This is a genomic window from Pseudocitrobacter faecalis (assembly GCF_965231525.1).
Classification (GTDB): domain Bacteria; phylum Pseudomonadota; class Gammaproteobacteria; order Enterobacterales; family Enterobacteriaceae; genus Pseudocitrobacter; species Pseudocitrobacter faecalis.
On record NZ_CBDDNJ010000002.1, the window covers coordinates 2,183,637 to 2,200,263 of the forward strand.

A 16,627-nucleotide genomic window follows, 5' to 3' on the forward strand; every position below is an offset into this window, starting at 1 on the left:
ATTTATCAAGCGTAAAAGCCGTGTATGGCCAATATTGTGTCATGCCAGACCTGATAGATAAAGCTTACGTGCATTAATAGCGTAGCCTGCGCTGGCGAAACGGGAGCATTTAAGTTGAAACTTACCCCTTTAGCCACATATAGAGAGAAGCGTTTTTATCAAATGCAAACCGAATCAGAACCGGAGATTATTATTTGATACGGAAAAGAATAAAGGTCTTATACTGACCTTCAGGATTGTCTCTATCAGACTGGTTATCAACTATTTTTCATAAATTGTAAGATAATTTTAGCCATGCTAATCTGGCTCAAAAATCACCGGAGAAAAGTCTTATGAAAATCGCCGTATATAGCACAAAGCAGTACGACAAAAAGTACCTGCAAAATGTGAATGAGGCTTATGGCTTTGAGCTTGAATTTTTCGACTTTCTGTTAACGGAAAAAACCGCCAAAACGGCCCACGGCTGCGAAGCGGTGTGTATTTTCGTCAATGATGACGGCAGCCGCCCGGTGCTGGAAGAGTTGAAGAAAAATGGCGTTAAGTACATCGCCCTGCGCTGTGCGGGCTTTAACAACGTCGATCTCGATGCGGCTAAAGAGCTTGGCCTGCGCGTGGTGCGCGTTCCGGCCTATTCACCGGAAGCGGTAGCTGAACACGCCATCGGCATGATGATGACGCTGAACCGCCGTATTCACCGCGCGTATCAGCGTACCCGTGACGCCAACTTCTCGCTGGAAGGATTAACCGGATTCACCATGTACGGTAAAACCGCTGGGGTGATTGGTACCGGGAAAATCGGTATTGCGGCGCTGCGCATTCTTAAAGGTTTCGGCATGCGTCTGCTGGCGTTCGACCCGTATCCGAGCGCTGCTGCACTGGAACTGGGCGTTGAATATGTCGACCTGGCAACGCTGTTTTCCCAGTCGGACGTCATCTCCCTGCACTGCCCGCTGACGCCGGAAAACTATCATCTGCTGAACGCCGATGCGTTTGCCCAGATGAAAGACGGTGTGATGATTGTCAACACCAGCCGTGGTGCGCTGATTGATTCTCAGGCCGCGATTGATGCGCTGAAAAACCAGAAAATTGGCTCGCTGGGGATGGACGTGTACGAAAACGAACGCGATCTGTTCTTCGAAGATAAGTCTAACGACGTGATTCAGGATGACGTGTTCCGTCGCTTGTCTGCCTGCCATAACGTGCTGTTTACCGGCCACCAGGCTTTCCTGACCGCCGAAGCACTGACCAGCATTTCTGAAACCACGCTGGAAAACCTGCGCCAGATCGACAAAGGCACAGATTGCCCGAACGCCCTGGCGTAAGTGCGCACGGTTTGCCGGGTAGCGTTTGCCCGGCAAACGAAGAGAACGCTTGTAGGCCGGATAAGGCACCGCCGCATCCGGCAGCCTTGTACAAGGCCCGATGCGCTACGCTTGTCGGGCCTACGTAAGAGCAGACGGCAATTCAATACGCCAGCCACTGCACTTCGCAGTCGCTTGTTCCGCAAAAAAGCAGACTTCGCTCCGGCATCTGTAGCCATCCCGCAGGAAACACCACATCACGTAAGTCGTCGCGCTTGCTCTCCCCCTGCAGGAAATCATCGCGACAGGCAATGATCTCGATTGGCGAACTTTCCCCATTGCGATAATCAAAGATAAACCTGGCCGCGTAGTAGTGGCGGTTCAGTTCCGAATCAAAATGCGCTACGTGCGCCAGCACCTCTACTCGCCCATCTGGCAGTAACCGGGCGCTGTTCACCCCGCACCAGTCCAGACTCTCGACATGGTGCAGCAATGTGGCTTTCGTGATTGACGCCTCATTGAGATCGTTGAGTGACGCCACGATCGTCCAGCCAATCGTCCCGCGGCCGCCGATCGCCCCCTGAGGCCGGGTGAACACCAGTACACGTCCGCCGGGTAACGAGAGAAGCCGGATATCTTTCATTCCCCATGGCCCCGTTGCTATCAGATGCATTTGGGAGATTGACGGCCCGGCCCAGAACTGCGTTCGCCAGCGTACAGGCTGGTGAGATGTATCAAATTCCACTTCCACTCCGCCCATTACGCGCTGGTTGTCTACCCAGGCTACAAAGGGATCCTGAAGCGCAAAGCGTGGCGCATCCTCCAGCAATGATGCGTCGCTATGACCATCCCACGTGAAGAAACAGACCTGCGACATTTCGCTCGTGCGCGCTTCCACACGTGCGGCAATCATCCACCGATCCGCGTCGCAAAACGGCACGGAGGGATTATAGACATCCATGCCTTTCACACCATGAAAGCGAATTTTTCCACATTTTCGCGGCGTTCGTTGCGCGAGATAGCGCTGATAGAGGCAGCTGACGCGGGCAACCATTACGCCAGCCTCAGATGACGCCACAATGCATCCAGCGGCCAGGTCGCCAGCGCGGTGCACTCATCCGCTGCGCCATACCACACGTGCAACACATCGTCACGAATCAGTGCCCCGCAGGTGAACACCACATTACCAAAAAAGCCTTCCAGCTCGTACGGCGCGGCGGGCTCCAGCAAGGGCACCGGTGATTTCGCCAGAATTTTGGTGGGATCGTTTAGATCGAGCAGCAGCGCACCGAGGCAGTAGCGCTGGTCTGCATCTACACCGTGATAAATTTCCAGCCAGCCGCGTTCGGTTTTTATAAGCGGCGCGCCGCCACCGGATTTGCGCGCATCCCACTCATCACCGGAGCGCCCAAGCAGGTGGCGATGATTGCCCCAGTGCAGCATATCCGGGGATTCACAGATCCAGATTTCCGGGTGACCAAAGTGACACGGTGCCGGGCGGGTCAACGCCATATAACGACCGTTCACTTTTTCCGGGAAGAAACAGACGTCGCGGTTATCCGGGCACAGGATCAGCCCTTTCTTCTCAACGGTGATAAAATCGCGCGTTGTCGCCAGCGCGGTAGAAATCCCAAGCGATGAAACCGCAGAATAATTAATATACCAGGTGCCTTCGATTTCAGTGATACGCGCATCCTCGCAGCCAAATTCTTCATACTGCGTGTTGGCGATAATAAAAGGATGATCGTCGATAGTGAAATTCACGCCATCATGGCTACGCGCCAGACGCAAATGCGACATAGACGTCAGCCAAACCTGCGCCCTGTCGCTTTTCAGCACAATGGTTCGTGGGTCGCTGAAGTCATAACGCTCGTCGCGTCTGTCAAATGCGGTGGTCGATTCCACCCAGCCCGCGTCTGTTTTTTCCAGCAACGGAACGACTATCAGATTGGGATCCTGGCTAATCACGCTTTCCGCAACGCGTAACAGCAAAATGATTTCATCGCCAAATTCGGTCACGCCGGTATTGAACACACATTCTACCTTTCTGCCCGGCTGCGAGGGCACGATGTCGGCCGGGGTAATCAGCGGGTTATTACTGTGCCTGTTCATAAACTCTCCTTTTAATTAAACAGTGATTCTTCCCAATTTCGGGGGCGTCATCGCCATACAGGACATCGGCGGCAACGGAATGCCAGGGGTTAGGGACTGGCTCACCAAAATTAATGGCGACCCATACCTGTTCGCTGGCGCTGCGGCGTGTAAACCAGATACACGCATTGGTCAGCGCGAGCGGCCCCTGCTGACCGTGGATTAACGCCTCAGTTTGGCGGCGAAGGGTGATGAGATGCTGATAGCGGTGCCAAAGTGATGCCTCGTCCATTTGCTGAGACCGGGCATTCAGCAGCGCGATATCGCCGTTGACGGGCATCCACGGCGCAACCGTTGAGAAACCGCCAAATGGCGCATCCCGCCAGGGAATGGGGGCACGTGATCCGTCACGGGAGTGCTCAAGCGCCAGCGTTAACGCCGTTTCGGGTGATTTTCCCGCGTCCAGCGCAGTCTGATAATGGGTGATCCCCTGGATATCAAACAATTGATCGGCGCGTTGCGCACGATAATCCGTAAGCCCAAGCTCCTCCCCCTGGAAAATAAAGGGCACGCCGCTAACGGTCAGTTGAAGCGCCAGTACGGCCAGTGCCCGCGCGGTATCGCGCTCGTTTTCACCAAAGCGACTGATCATGCGTGACATATCATGGCTGGAAAAAAAGAGTGTGGGCAGGCCGGATTGCTGCTCGAGTGTGGATTTCAGCGCCGCATAGAGATTGGCGACATTGAAGGTTTTCTGGCTGCCGATGTTGAAGTTAAACACCACGTCCATAAGCGTCGGGCATTGATAACGCTTCAGTACGGTCAGGTCGTCGCTGCCAATCTCACCAATCAGGAAAAATTCCCCCTGCTGGCGAATATAACCACAAAGCCGTTCAAGGGTGGCGATAATGCCGGGTTGGTTGATGTCGAATGCGTGTTTCTGTTCACCCTTTACTTGCGGGTTATCAGCCAGCACACCGTCAGTGGTCAGGAAGTTAATCACGTCGAAGCGAAAACCATCGACGCCCTGCGCTATCCAGTAATCAATAACCCGATGAATCTCCTTCTCAACCTGCGGATTCGCCCAATTCAGGTCAACCTGCTGCGGGGCGAATTTATGGTAATAGTACTGGCCGGTATCGGGCTCAGCAGTCCACGCGCTTCCCGAGAAAAACGACTGCCAGTTATTAGGCTGGTCGCGAAAAATAAAGTAATCGCGATAGCGGCTCGCCGGGTTATTCCACGCATCCTTAAACCACGGATGTTCAGACGAAACGTGGTTCACCACCAGGTCAATAATGACGCGAATTCCCCGCGCATGGCAGCCAGCCACCAACTGGCGAAAATCGTCCATATTGCCAAAACGTTCATCGACCGCGCAGTAGTCGCTGATATCGTAGCCGTTATCCACCAGCGGTGATGGATAGAACGGCGTAATCCACACCGCACCTATGCCTAGCGACTGGAGATAATCAAGTTTTGAGATAAGGCCGGGGAAATCTCCCAGGCCATCGCCATTACCGTCACAGAAGGACGGCAAATAGATTTGATAGCAGGTGGCAGCCTGCCACCAGGGTTTACTTTCCATAGCATCTGCCCTATTTCAGTGACAACGACATTCCTTCGAGGAAGTATTTGCGAAACACAATAAACAGAATGACGACAGGCAACATTTGCACGACCGACCCCGCGAGCACCGGGCCGAGGTAAACACCATACGATTTACTGAATGTTGCCAGCAGCACGGAGAACGGCATTTTGTCCACTTCGCGCATCACGATAAGTGGCCACAGGAAGTTGTCCCACGAGCTGGAAAAAGTGAACAACGCAACGATCGCCAGAATGGATTTGTTCAGCGGCATCATCACGTGACGCAGGATCCCCCACAGGCTGGCGTGGTCAAGGCGTGCGGCATAGAGATAATCGTTCGGCGTCCCTTTAAAGCTTTGCGACACCATGAAAATCCCCCACGCGCTCATGGCGTAAGGCAGGATCATCGCGCTATAGCTGTTGATAAGGCCCAGTTCCCGCATCAGCACAAACTGCGGGATGATGAACATAAAGACCGGGAACACCATCTGTACAATCAACAGGTTACGGAACGCATTTTTGCCAGGAAACTCGGTTTTCGCCACCGCATAGCCCACCAGCATGGAGGTGATTGTCACGCAGGCGGTAATGGTTATTGAGACGAACAGCGAGTTGCATAACGTGCGTAAGAACGGCTTATCCGCACGATTGCTGTTATCAAACAGAAAGGTGTAATTTTCCAGCGTTAAATGGCCGGAGAACAGCCCGGTGGTATAGATTTCCGCCGTCGGTTTCAGCGACGAAATGACCATCCAGACAAATGGATAGAGCCAGGTAAGCGCCAGCAGAAACATCACGGCGTGGATTACAAGACTCAAAGGCGTGAGCTTTTTCATTCACACAATCTCAATATTTTTTTCGTACAGTTTGCGGAAGAGCCATATCGCCAGGAAGCTGCACGCCGCCACGATAATCGACATGGTCGCCGCCCAGGTGGGCTTCATCTTCTGGAACGCCACTTCGTACATCACTACCATCGGGCTGGTGGTGCTGTTAAGCGGCCCGCCACCGGTAATCAGGTAGGGTTCGGTAAAAATGGCGAAGGCGACGGTCATGGCGAGCACCACGACCATCACAATTTGCGCATTCATCATCGGTAACGTAATTGCCCAACTCTGTTTAAATTTTCCGGTTTTATCTAACAGTGCCGCACTGTAAATATCTTTTGGAATTGCCAGCATGCCGGAATAAAGAATAAGCCCGTAGTAGCCGACAAATTTCCAGGTCACGATCAGCGCAATAGATAACATCGCGCAATCCGGGTTGGTAAACCACGGAACCGAGACGCCCGCCCATTCACGTAAAAATTGATTTACCGGGCCGTATTCACTAAACAATTTAGAAAAAACGATGGAGTAAGCCACACCCGATGAGATATTTGCCAACAAAAAGCTCAGGGCAATAAATGATTTGCCATATTTAATTCTCTTCAACCCGGCGGCGAAAAGCATGGAAGAGATAAATACAATCGGCAGATACCACATCAGGAAACGACAGACGTTCCACATCGATTGCCAAAATAATTTATCCTGCATCACACCAAAGAGATTTTGCAGACCAATAAATTTCGGCGTACCAATAAATTGCCACTGGGTCACGCTGAGAACCGCCAGCCAGCCCAGCGGATAAAACCAGAATAACAGCGAATATCCAACCCAGGTGGAGGCCAGGAGGCCTCCGGTGCGGGAATCATATCCAGCCATGACTTCCCCTTATTTCGCCAGCAGGGTGTTAATTTCCTGGGATGATTGTTCGAGTGCTTTAACGGGATCGGTATTTTCGAAAATAACCTGTTCCAGCATCTGCGTCATGCTGCGCTGAACTTCGGTGGTTTGCGTGGTGGCAACCGGCGGTAGCGCAACATCCACATAGGACGCAATCTCTTTTTCCAGCGGATTTTTGTCGAAGTAGCTGACAAAAGTCGGATTGCTGAGCAGGTCGGCGCGAGCCGGCGGCATCCCGGTCAGTTCAAGCCAGGTACGATCGTGCTCGGCATTGCTGAACACCCACTGCATAAACGCCCAGGCTTCTGCTTTATGCTTACTGGAATTGAAGATAACCATCCCTTTACTGTCGCCGAAGGTATGCGGATGCTCAGTGCCTTTTTCCGTCAACATCGGGCCAATCTGAATGGATTTGAGGACTTCCGGGTACTGTTTACGGTAGCGCGCGAGATCCCACGGGCCACGCGCAGAAGCCAGTACCTGCCCGCTTGCCAGCGGATCGTCGGCTGAGGTGAAATCGTAGCTACTCCATTTGCTGTTGAAGACTTTGCCCATAAACGTCAGCACGGACAACCCGGAGGGATCGTTAAACTGGGCTTTATTATCAATAATATAAGATTGCCCATTGCTTTGCGCATAGTACAGCGGGATGAGATCGAACCAGCGTTCCCACCAGTTTTTACCGGCAGTGAGTTGAATGGTGTAGCCGTGGTTATCCTGCGCGCGTTTTTCCGCCAGTTGATAGAGTTCGTCGTAGCGGGTTGGCACATGGTCAAAACCATACTGCTTGAGCAAATCGCCACGCCACCACCAGACAATCGGGTTGACGTAAATCGGCAGTACCGTCTGTTTGCCGTTGAGTTTCCAAGCCGGAAGAATATTCGTCATTTGACGATTTTTGATGAGCTCTTCATAGCCCGGCATTTTTGACAGGTCTTCCGTTTGACCAATTTCATCAAGCTGGCTGGCAAAACCGATAAATATATTGCTGGATAAATCGGGTTCCGTTCCTGAAGCCAACGCATTCATAATGGCTTCTTCGGAACTATTTGCCGCAGGAATAGTTGTAAACTCGACAGGAGTATGAGCCGGATCTTTATTCCACTCTTTTACCATCGTATTCCAGAATGCTTCTTCATTTTCATTCGGTGCCACCCACATTTTAATCGGGGTTTTCGCTGATTCTTCCGCTGGTTTTTCATCTGGCCCACAGCCAGATAATGACAACATCAGCAATGCTGACGCCGTTAATTTAGCCATCATCGCGGTCTTCACAATATCTCTCCTCTTCCCTAGAAAGGACAATTAAATCGTAAAAGCTGATTTTGAATGAGGCGTAAATTAGCACTCTGTTTTTCTGTTTAACGTTAAACACATCACAAAACGATTTTTGTTTAACGTTAAACTCAGCGCCAGTTGCATTTAAAAAAGACAAATACATAGAACGCAAGAATATATAAACAAGAAATATAGATTATTAAATGAAAATAAATTCACGTGATAATACAGTGACACCACGCATTACGATTAAATCTTTGGCGACAATATTAGGCGTGTCGCACACCACCGTCTCTAATGCATGGAATAACCCGGAAAAGCTGTCGCCAGAATTACGCGATCATATTTTACGTTATGCCAGCGAAATAGGTTTTCAGGGGCCGGACAAACTGGCGCGCGCACTGCGTACCGGGAAAGCCAACACCATTGGTGTGATTTTTAACGATTCAATGAGCTATGTGTTTATCGATCCCCATGATATTGCGTTGATGCGCGGCATTGCCTCGCGCTGCGAAGCGCAGGACGTCAATCTGGCGTTGATTCCCCTGCGCAAACCGCGACAAACCGGAACAACGCCGCTCACGGCGCTGGTCGATGGCTATATCCTCAATGCCACCCACAACGGCGCGGATGTTATCCAGCAAATTCTGGCTCGCGGTCAGCGCGTGGTGACACTCGATTTCCAGTTTCCAGGCTACAGCAGCGTCTCCATCGATAACGCAGGCGCGATGCACGACATCGCCAACTATCTGTTAAGCAAAGGGCATCGGCGCTTTGGCATTATCGCCTTCGCCTCGCAGGCCGATACCCTCGGAATGCGATCGCTCAGTGAAGCCGTTATCGGTGATAACACCCTGATGCTCACTCGCGTTAATGCGTGCCGTGACGCCTTTCTCGCTCATGGCATCGATGTCGATCGCTGTTGGCTGTATGAAACCCGCCACGATGAGGAGCACGGCGAAGCCGCCGCCCAGGCGCTGCTGACCACCCACCCCGATATCACCGCACTGATTTGCCTTTCAGACCGTTTTGCCGTCGGCGCGATTCGCTATTGCCACCGGGCCGGGTTGGCGGTGCCAGATCAGGTCGCCGTTACCGGCTTCGATAACCTGGCGGTCAATGTCGATGGCGTAGGGCTTACCACTATCGCGCAGGATGCCGAGCGTAAAGGCGAAATCGCCGTGGAACTGCTTTTGAGCACCGGGCCCGTCACCCACCATGAACTGCCAAGGCAGCTCGTTATCCGGGAATCGGCCTGAAATTTTAGTTAAACCGAAGAGTAGATTATGGACGAACTAACGTGTTTTAAAGCCTATGACATTCGTGGCGAAGTGGGCGTCAACCTGACCCCGGATATCGCCTTTCGCATTGGTCGCGCCTGGGCCGCGTGGCTACATCCACGGCGAGTGGTTGTTGGCGCCGATATCCGCCTGAGCTCTGAAAGCCTGAAAAGCGCACTGATCGACGGGCTCACAGCCAGCGGCGTTGATGTTATTGATATTGGTCTGAGCGGCACCGAGGAAATCTACTTCGCCACCCGCGAACTCCGTGCCGACGGCGGTATACAGGTCACCGCCAGCCACAACCCGGCTCACTATAACGGCATGAAGCTGGTGCGCGAAGAGGCGCGTCCGGTCAGCAATGATAATGGCCTGCTGGACGTTAAAGCCCTCGCCGAACAGAATCACTTTCCCCCCACCGTTCATCGCGGCCAGGTGATTCACTACGATAATCGCCCGGCATGGGTCGCCTGTCTGCTGCGCTTTATGCACCATGCGCCGGTTCGCCCATTACGCATTGTGGTGAATGCGGGGCACGGTACCGCTGGCCCGGCGTTAGATGCGCTGGATACTGGGTTGAAATCGCGCGGTATCAACGTGGAGTTTATCCGCATCCACCATCAGCCCGATGGCACCTTCCCGGCGGGTATTCCTAACCCGATGCTGGCTGAAAACCGCGAGGTGACCTGCCAGGCCGTCATCAACCATCGCGCTGATTTTGGCGTCGCCTGGGACGGTGATTTTGACCGCTGCTTCTTCTTTGACGAGCGCGGAGAATTTGTTGAGAGCTACTACCTGGTGGGCTTGTTCGCCGAACATTTTCTCCAGCAGGCGTCGGGAGGCACCATCCTTCTCGATCCGCGTCTGACCTGGAATACCCTGGAAATGGTCACGCAGCGTGGCGGAAAACCGATTATCAGCAAAACCGGTCATGCCTTTATCAAAGCGCGTATGCGCGAGGAAGATGCCATCTATGGCGGCGAGATGAGCGGCCATCACTATTTCCGTGATTTTGGCTACTGCGACAGCGGCATGATCCCGTTGCTGCTGATGTTACAAATTATCGGCCGGGATACGTGCTCCCTTTCCTCTTTAGTGACGCTGGCGCAGGCGCGTTTTCCGGTTTCCGGCGAGCTGAACATGACTGTTACCGATCCGGAATATGTGATGGCCTGCGTGGCTGCGCATTACCAATCTCAAGCCGCGCAGCACGACGACTGCGACGGTCTGAGCCTCGATTTCGCCAACTGGCGCTTTAATTTACGTGCATCGAATACCGAGCCGTTGCTGCGACTGAATGTGGAAACGCGCGCGGATGGCGTCTTACTGGCTGATAAAACAGACGAACTTCTCACGTTGATTGCCGCATATGGAAAAGTTAAGGAGAGCCAATGACCGCGCTGAGTCTTAAAAACATTCACAAGGTTTATGATAAGAGCACCATTATTGAGAACCTTTCTCTGGAGATCGCTTCCGGGGAATTCATCGTTCTGGTGGGGCCGTCGGGATGTGGGAAATCCACCCTTCTGCGCATGATTGCCGGGCTGGAATCGCCGGATGGCGGTACGCTAAAAATGGGCGATCGCGATGTCACTGAAGTGGCTGCCGGGAAGCGAAATCTGTCGATGGTATTTCAGTCCTACGCGCTTTATCCGCACATGACTGTGAAGGAAAACCTCTCGTTTGGGTTACGCAACTTACGCACGCCAGCCGATGAAATCGACAAGCGCATCACCCATGCGGCGACTATGCTTAAGCTCGATGAAATGCTCGACCGTTTACCGCAAAATTTGTCCGGCGGCCAGCGCCAGCGCGTGGCAATTGGCCGCTCAATTGTCCAGCAGCCTGAACTGTTTCTGTTTGATGAACCGCTTTCTAACCTGGATGCCGCCCTGCGCGTTGAGATGCGACAAGAGATCCAGCAACTGCATAACACGCTGAAAAACACCATGATCTATGTGACGCACGATCAGGTCGAAGCGATGACTCTCGCCGACAGGATTGTGGTGTTATATAAGGGAAAAATTGAGCAGGTGGGCACGCCGCTGGAACTCTACAATCATCCGGCAAACCTGTTTGTCGCGGAGTTTATCGGCACGCCGAAAATCAATATCTTGCCTGCGGTCTGGCGGGCTGGCGCGCTGCATATTGCCGACGCGCTGACTTTCCCCCTCTCCCGCCCACTGGCAGGCATGAGCGACGGCGATAAAGTATTCGTCGCCATTCGCCCGGAACACATTCAGTATCAGCAGGAAGGTGATTTCGCCATAACGGCAAAAACACGACTTTGTGAGCTTCAGGGCGACTCTACCCTGGTGTGGATGGATCTTAACGGACATTCACTTTGTCTGAAATCATTCCAGCAGTTGAGCTTCGCACCGGGTACCAGCTTGTCGCTAACCGTGCAGGAATCACATCTACATCTCTTTGATGCACTGGGGAAAAGAGTCGCAGAACGTTAAGGCATTTCGATGCGAGTATCAGATATTAACGATGCTCGCATAAGATTTCCCCTAAGCACTTTCAGATAATCCCCACAGACGCTGTTGGTTGTAAAGTTACACTCAAGAAACATTGATAGTGTGAATAATCTCTCGGGGATACTAATGAAAAGAAAGGTCTGCCTGGCAGCAGCCGTTGCACTGCTGGCGGGATGTGTCTACAACAGCAAAGTCTCAACAAGCGCAGAACAGCTTCAGCACCACCGTTTCGTTCTGGAAAGCGTGGATGGTAAAGCCTTAACCAACGTTAAAACGCCGCTGGAACTCAGTTTCGGCCAGGAAACGGCCATCATCCATCAACTGCACGTTTCCGGCAATATGTGTAACCAGTTCAACGGCACGGGACGCGTGTCCGACGGTGGTGAGTTGAAAGTGAAAGAACTGGCGATGACACGCAAGCTCTGCACCGACCCCGAGCTTAATGAACTGGATAAAACGATCAGCACCATGCTTTCACAAGGCGCACAGGTTGATTTGACCGAGTCGCAATTGACCCTGGCCACGGCGCAGCACACGCTGATTTATAAACTGTCTGACCTGGTGAATTAACCGGGTTAGTAATTTCCACAGCTTCCGACGGCGAGGGATTGCTCGCTGCAACGTTTACCGTTAGGTAATGCGCACATGCCGATACTGGAACCGTCGAGCTGTCTTGCCACAGAAAGTGACCCGCCAATCATGGCGCAATTAGCCTGCCCAGAATTGGACATTGCCGCTCTCATCCCTGGTGAAACGTGTGCGGCGGTAGCCTGCTGAACGGGCTCACTGCTGCACGCCGACAATAATAAGGCCGCACACCCCACGAAAAACGCTGCTCGCATGTGTCTCTCTCCGTAACAAAATAATTAGCAAACCTATGCATAATAGGCATCACACGCCGGCCCGTCGAGAGAGGGAACGCGCATTTATGCGCTCCAGAAACATTTTCTGTCAATTTTTATGACCAGAATCATCTGATGTGGGTCACTGACCCGCATCAAGGACACAAAAGCAAAAATGATTCAGCCTGACGTTTGCTAGACTTTATAAGAAATCATCCCCAGTAACGTCGCGGATTTTTGTTGGCTTTACGACGTTCAGAATGATGTTTATCAGGTTCGCGGATTTTTCCCCGAGCGTCTTTTTGCGCAATGTAAGGTGTTCTCAATGATCACAGTTGATGGTAATGGCGCAGTAGCGAGCGTCGCGTTTCGCACCAGCGAAGTTATCGCGATTTACCCCATTACACCCAGTTCCACGATGGCTGAGCAGGCTGACGCCTGGGCAGGCAACGGCCTGAAAAACGTATGGGGCGATACGCCTCGTGTGGTAGAGATGCAGTCGGAAGCCGGGGCCATCGGCGCGGTGCACGGTGCATTACAAACCGGTGCTCTTTCCACCTCTTTCACGTCATCGCAGGGATTACTGTTGATGATTCCAACGTTGTACAAACTGGCCGGGCAGTTAACGCCGTTTGTACTGCACGTCGCCGCGCGTACCGTCGCCACTCACGCGCTCTCTATTTTTGGCGATCACTCTGACGTGATGGCCGTTCGCCAGACCGGGTGCGCCATGCTGTGCGCCGGTAGCGTACAGGAAGCGCAGGATTTCGCGCTGATTTCCCATATTGCCACCCTGAAGAGCCGCATTCCGTTTATTCATTTCTTCGATGGATTCCGGACGTCGCACGAAATTAACAAAATCGTGCCGCTGGCCGATGACACCATCCGTGGGCTGATGCCAGAGGAAGAAATTGCCGCGCACCGCGCCCGGGCGCTGAACCCGGAACATCCGGTTATCCGTGGTACATCGGCCAACCCGGACACCTATTTCCAGTCTCGCGAAGCCACTAACCCGTGGTACAACGCTGTTTATGAGCACGTCGAGCAAGCCATGCGCGATTTCGCCGAGGCGACCGGACGCGAGTACAAACCGTTTGAATACTACGGCCACCCGCAGGCGGAACGCGTCATTGTGATTATGGGTTCCGCCATCGGCACCTGCGAAGAGGTGGTCGATGAACTGCTGACGCGCGGTGAGAAAGTGGGCGTGCTCAAGGTGCGCCTCTACCGTCCTTTTTCCGCGCGACACCTGTTACAGGCTCTGCCGGAAAGCGCACGCAGCGTGGCAGTGCTCGATCGCACGAAAGAGCCCGGCGCACAGGCCGAACCGCTCTATCTCGACGTAATGACCGCGCTGGCGGAAGCCTTTAATCAGGGCGAGCGCGAAACGCTGCCGCGCGTCATCGGTGGCCGCTACGGCCTTTCCTCGAAAGAGTTTGGCCCGGAATGCGTGCTGGCTATATTCAGCGAGCTCAGCCAGGCGAAACCGAAACCACGCTTCACCGTCGGGATTTATGATGACGTGACTAATCTGTCTCTGGCGCTGCCAGAAAACAGTCTGCCGTCGCGCGCGAAGCTGGAAGCCCTTTTCTATGGTCTCGGCAGCGACGGTAGCGTGTCGGCGACGAAAAACAATATCAAGATTATCGGCAACTCGACGCCGTGGTTCGCGCAGGGTTATTTCGTCTACGACTCGAAAAAAGCGGGCGGCCTGACCGTGTCACATTTGCGCGTCAGCGAGGAACCGATTCGTTCAGCTTATCTGGTCGCTCAGGCCGATTTTGTCGGCTGCCACCAGCTCCAGTTTATTGATAAGTACCAGATGGCGGAACGCCTCAAACCTGGCGGTATTTTCCTGCTCAATACACCGTATCAGGCGGATGAAGTATGGGCGCGGCTGCCGCAGGAAGTACAGGCGGTGCTGAATCAGAAAAAAGCACGTTTTTACGTGATTAACGCTGCGAAAATCGCCCGTGAATGCGGCCTGGCCGCGCGTATTAACACGGTGATGCAGATGGCGTTCTTCCATCTGACACAAATCCTGCCGGGCGATAGCGCGCTTATGGAATTGCAGGGCGCGATTGCCAAAAGCTACAGCAGCAAAGGCCAGGATCTGGTTGAGCGCAACTGGCAGGCGCTGGCGCTGGCCCGCGAATCGCTGTTTGCGGTGCCGCTGGAGCCAGTTGTCGCCAGCAGTCCGAACCGCCCACCGGTCGTTTCCGACGCCGCGCCTGATTTTGTGAAAACCGTCACCGCCGCGATGCTGGCGGGGCTGGGCGATGCCCTGCCCGTCTCTGCGCTGCCGCCGGATGGCACCTGGCCGGTAGGCACAACGAAATGGGAGAAACGCAACATTGCCGAAGAGATCCCAATCTGGAAAGAGGAACTCTGTACCCAGTGCAACCACTGCGTCGCCGCCTGCCCTCACTCGGCAATCCGCGCCAAAGTGGTCTCCCCGGACGCAATGGAAAACGCCCCTGCCTCCCTGCACTCGCTAGATGTGAAATCCCGCGATATGCGCGGTCAGAAGTATGTTCTGCAGGTTGCGCCGGAAGATTGCACCGGCTGTAATCTGTGCGTCGAAGTGTGCCCGGCCAAAGACCGTCAGAACCCGGACATCAAAGCTATCAATATGATGTCGCGTCTGGAACATGTGGAAGAAGAGAAAGTGAACTACGACTTCTTCCTCGGCTTGCCAGAAATAGACCGTAGTAAACTGGAACGTATCGATATCCGTACGTCACAGTTGATCACCCCGCTGTTCGAATACTCCGGTGCCTGTTCCGGCTGCGGTGAGACGCCGTATATTAAGTTACTCACCCAACTGTATGGCGACCGTATGCTGATTGCCAACGCCACCGGGTGTTCTTCCATTTACGGCGGGAACCTGCCCTCTACGCCGTATACCACCGATATTAATGGTCGCGGCCCGGCATGGGCGAACTCACTGTTTGAGGATAACGCCGAATTCGGTCTTGGCTTCCGCCTGACGGTCGATCAACATCGCCAGCGCGTGATGCGTCTGCTGGACGGCTTTGCAGAGCACATTCCGGCAGAATTGAATGCGGCGCTGCACTCCGATGCCACGCCGGAAATCCGCCGGGAACAGGTCGCACAGCTTCGCGCGGCACTGGCCAATGTCGATGGCGCGCAAGAGTTGCTGACGGATGCCGATGCGCTGGTCGAGAAATCGGTGTGGCTGATTGGCGGCGACGGCTGGGCGTACGATATTGGCTTTGGCGGTCTGGATCACGTGATGAGCCTGACCGAAAACGTCAATATTTTGGTGCTGGATACCCAATGTTACTCCAACACCGGCGGTCAGGCATCGAAAGCCACCCCGCTCGGCGCAGTCACGAAATTTGGCGAGCACGGGAAGCGCAAAGCACGCAAAGACCTTGGCGTCAGCATGATGATGTACGGTCACGTTTATGTCGCGCAGATTTCGCTGGGCGCGCAGCTTAACCAGACGGTGAAAGCCATCCAGGAAGCGGAGTCGTATCCTGGCCCATCGTTGATTATCGCCTACAGCCCGTGTGAAGAGCATGGTTACGACCTGGCACTGAGTCACGATCAGATGCGTCAGTTAACCGCATCTGGCTTCTGGCCGCTGTTCCGGTTCGACCCGCGTCGTGCCGATGAAGGGAAAATCCCGCTGATGCTCGATTCTCGCCCGCCATCAGCCGCGCTGGATGAAACGCTGATGAATGAGCAGCGCTTCCGTCGTCTTAACACGCAGCAACCGGAAGTGGCAGAACAGCTCTGGAAGGACGCGGCAGACGATCTGCAAAAACGCTATGACTTCCTGGCGATGCTGGCGGGTAAAGCAGAGAAGCCGGCGACCGGGGAATAAGCGCCTGCCCAATGCTAAAAAAAAGCCCGAATAGTTATTCGGGCTTGTCTTTTATTAAGACGAAAAATAAAAACGACACACGACACTAAATCAGTGTGTGACAATAAAGGCATATAACGTCGGCATCTTACCGCGAAAATACCAACGTGTATAATTTTTATTATGTATTTATTAGATGAATATATTCA

13 protein-coding genes are annotated in these 16,627 nt (G+C 53.4%); 6 read left to right on the top strand and 7 right to left on the bottom strand.

All coding sequences use genetic code 11. The features are described 5' to 3' along the window. The first annotated feature begins 332 nt into the window (after window positions 1–332). Window positions 333–1,322, top strand: coding sequence for a 2-hydroxyacid dehydrogenase (locus ACOXYR_RS11045; RefSeq protein WP_108474133.1), 990 nt, complete (start codon window positions 333–335; stop codon window positions 1,320–1,322). A gap of 142 nt (window positions 1,323–1,464) precedes the next feature. Here ACOXYR_RS11045 and ACOXYR_RS11050 read toward each other — a convergent pair whose 3' ends face one another. The 6 genes from ACOXYR_RS11050 to ACOXYR_RS11075 are packed head-to-tail and all read right to left on the bottom strand — an operon-like array spanning window position 1,465 to window position 7,969. Beyond that, window positions 1,465–2,379, bottom strand: coding sequence for a DUF1861 family protein (locus ACOXYR_RS11050; RefSeq protein WP_421355162.1), 915 nt, complete (start codon window positions 2,377–2,379; stop codon window positions 1,465–1,467). Then, window positions 2,355–3,413: a glycoside hydrolase family 130 protein gene (locus ACOXYR_RS11055; RefSeq protein WP_421355163.1), complete on the bottom strand. Its 1,059-nt coding sequence runs from the start codon at window positions 3,411–3,413 to the stop codon at window positions 2,355–2,357. Before ACOXYR_RS11055 ends, ACOXYR_RS11050 begins: the two co-directional genes overlap by 25 nt. Continuing rightward, window positions 3,397–4,980: an alpha-glucosidase gene (locus ACOXYR_RS11060; RefSeq protein ID WP_421355164.1), complete on the bottom strand. Its 1,584-nt coding sequence runs from the start codon at window positions 4,978–4,980 to the stop codon at window positions 3,397–3,399. Before ACOXYR_RS11060 ends, ACOXYR_RS11055 begins: the two co-directional genes overlap by 17 nt. 10 nt (window positions 4,981–4,990) lie before the next feature. Next, entirely contained in the window at window positions 4,991–5,818 is an 828-nt protein-coding gene (locus ACOXYR_RS11065) for a carbohydrate ABC transporter permease (protein WP_421355165.1), read from the bottom strand. Beyond that, window positions 5,819–6,685, bottom strand: coding sequence for a carbohydrate ABC transporter permease (locus ACOXYR_RS11070; RefSeq protein WP_421355166.1), 867 nt, complete (start codon window positions 6,683–6,685; stop codon window positions 5,819–5,821). A gap of 9 nt (window positions 6,686–6,694) precedes the next feature. Continuing rightward, entirely contained in the window at window positions 6,695–7,969 is a 1,275-nt protein-coding gene (locus tag ACOXYR_RS11075; protein WP_421355249.1) for an ABC transporter substrate-binding protein, read from the bottom strand. Between the two features lie 218 nt (window positions 7,970–8,187). On the opposite strand from ACOXYR_RS11075, the gene ACOXYR_RS11080 reads away from it, so the two are divergent. From ACOXYR_RS11080 to hslJ, 4 genes are all read left to right on the top strand, one after another. Further along, on the top strand, window positions 8,188–9,243 hold the full coding sequence (locus tag ACOXYR_RS11080; protein ID WP_421355167.1) for a LacI family DNA-binding transcriptional regulator: 1,056 nt from the start codon (window positions 8,188–8,190) through the stop codon (window positions 9,241–9,243). A 27-nt stretch (window positions 9,244–9,270) separates the two neighbouring features. Further along, the gene (locus ACOXYR_RS11085; protein WP_421355168.1) at window positions 9,271–10,659 is read left to right on the top strand and encodes a phosphohexomutase domain-containing protein; all 1,389 of its coding nucleotides are present in this window, start codon (window positions 9,271–9,273) and stop codon (window positions 10,657–10,659) included. Next, on the top strand, window positions 10,656–11,726 hold the full coding sequence (locus ACOXYR_RS11090; protein WP_350436196.1) for an ABC transporter ATP-binding protein: 1,071 nt from the start codon (window positions 10,656–10,658) through the stop codon (window positions 11,724–11,726). The genes ACOXYR_RS11085 and ACOXYR_RS11090 overlap by 4 nt, the downstream gene beginning before the upstream one ends. Before the next feature lie 144 nt (window positions 11,727–11,870). Then, window positions 11,871–12,314 carry a heat shock protein HslJ gene (gene hslJ, locus ACOXYR_RS11095; RefSeq protein ID WP_421355169.1) on the top strand — a complete coding sequence of 148 codons (444 nt, stop codon included), beginning with the start codon at window positions 11,871–11,873 and terminating at the stop codon, window positions 12,312–12,314. A gap of 5 nt (window positions 12,315–12,319) precedes the next feature. On the opposite strand, the gene ACOXYR_RS11100 is transcribed toward hslJ, so the two are convergent. After that, window positions 12,320–12,586 carry a putative hemolysin gene (locus ACOXYR_RS11100; protein ID WP_015964583.1) on the bottom strand — a complete coding sequence of 89 codons (267 nt, stop codon included), beginning with the start codon at window positions 12,584–12,586 and terminating at the stop codon, window positions 12,320–12,322. A 325-nt stretch (window positions 12,587–12,911) separates the two neighbouring features. On the opposite strand from ACOXYR_RS11100, the gene nifJ reads away from it, so the two are divergent. Further along, window positions 12,912–16,439 (top strand): pyruvate:ferredoxin (flavodoxin) oxidoreductase, encoded by a 3,528-nt coding sequence (nifJ, locus tag ACOXYR_RS11105; RefSeq protein WP_189623224.1) that lies wholly within the window; start codon window positions 12,912–12,914, stop codon window positions 16,437–16,439. Window positions 16,440–16,627: the final 188 nt, after the last annotated feature.

Excerpts from the sequence above, each read along its gene's own strand:
- ACOXYR_RS11045 (WP_108474133.1), top strand. The coding sequence starts at position 333 with ATGAAAATCGCCGTATATAGCACAAAGCAGTACGACAAAAAGTACCTG.
- ACOXYR_RS11055 (WP_421355163.1), bottom strand. The coding sequence starts at position 3,413 with ATGAACAGGCACAGTAATAACCCGCTGATTACCCCGGCCGACATCGTG.
- ACOXYR_RS11060 (WP_421355164.1), bottom strand. The coding sequence starts at position 4,980 with ATGGAAAGTAAACCCTGGTGGCAGGCTGCCACCTGCTATCAAATCTAT.
- ACOXYR_RS11065 (WP_421355165.1), bottom strand. The coding sequence starts at position 5,818 with ATGAAAAAGCTCACGCCTTTGAGTCTTGTAATCCACGCCGTGATGTTT.
- ACOXYR_RS11070 (WP_421355166.1), bottom strand. The coding sequence starts at position 6,685 with ATGGCTGGATATGATTCCCGCACCGGAGGCCTCCTGGCCTCCACCTGG.
- ACOXYR_RS11075 (WP_421355249.1), bottom strand. The coding sequence starts at position 7,969 with ATGATGGCTAAATTAACGGCGTCAGCATTGCTGATGTTGTCATTATCT.
- ACOXYR_RS11080 (WP_421355167.1), top strand. The coding sequence starts at position 8,188 with ATGAAAATAAATTCACGTGATAATACAGTGACACCACGCATTACGATT.
- ACOXYR_RS11085 (WP_421355168.1), top strand. The coding sequence starts at position 9,271 with ATGGACGAACTAACGTGTTTTAAAGCCTATGACATTCGTGGCGAAGTG.
- ACOXYR_RS11090 (WP_350436196.1), top strand. The coding sequence starts at position 10,656 with ATGACCGCGCTGAGTCTTAAAAACATTCACAAGGTTTATGATAAGAGC.
- hslJ (WP_421355169.1), top strand. The coding sequence starts at position 11,871 with ATGAAAAGAAAGGTCTGCCTGGCAGCAGCCGTTGCACTGCTGGCGGGA.
- ACOXYR_RS11100 (WP_015964583.1), bottom strand. The coding sequence starts at position 12,586 with ATGCGAGCAGCGTTTTTCGTGGGGTGTGCGGCCTTATTATTGTCGGCG.
- nifJ (WP_189623224.1), top strand. The coding sequence starts at position 12,912 with ATGATCACAGTTGATGGTAATGGCGCAGTAGCGAGCGTCGCGTTTCGC.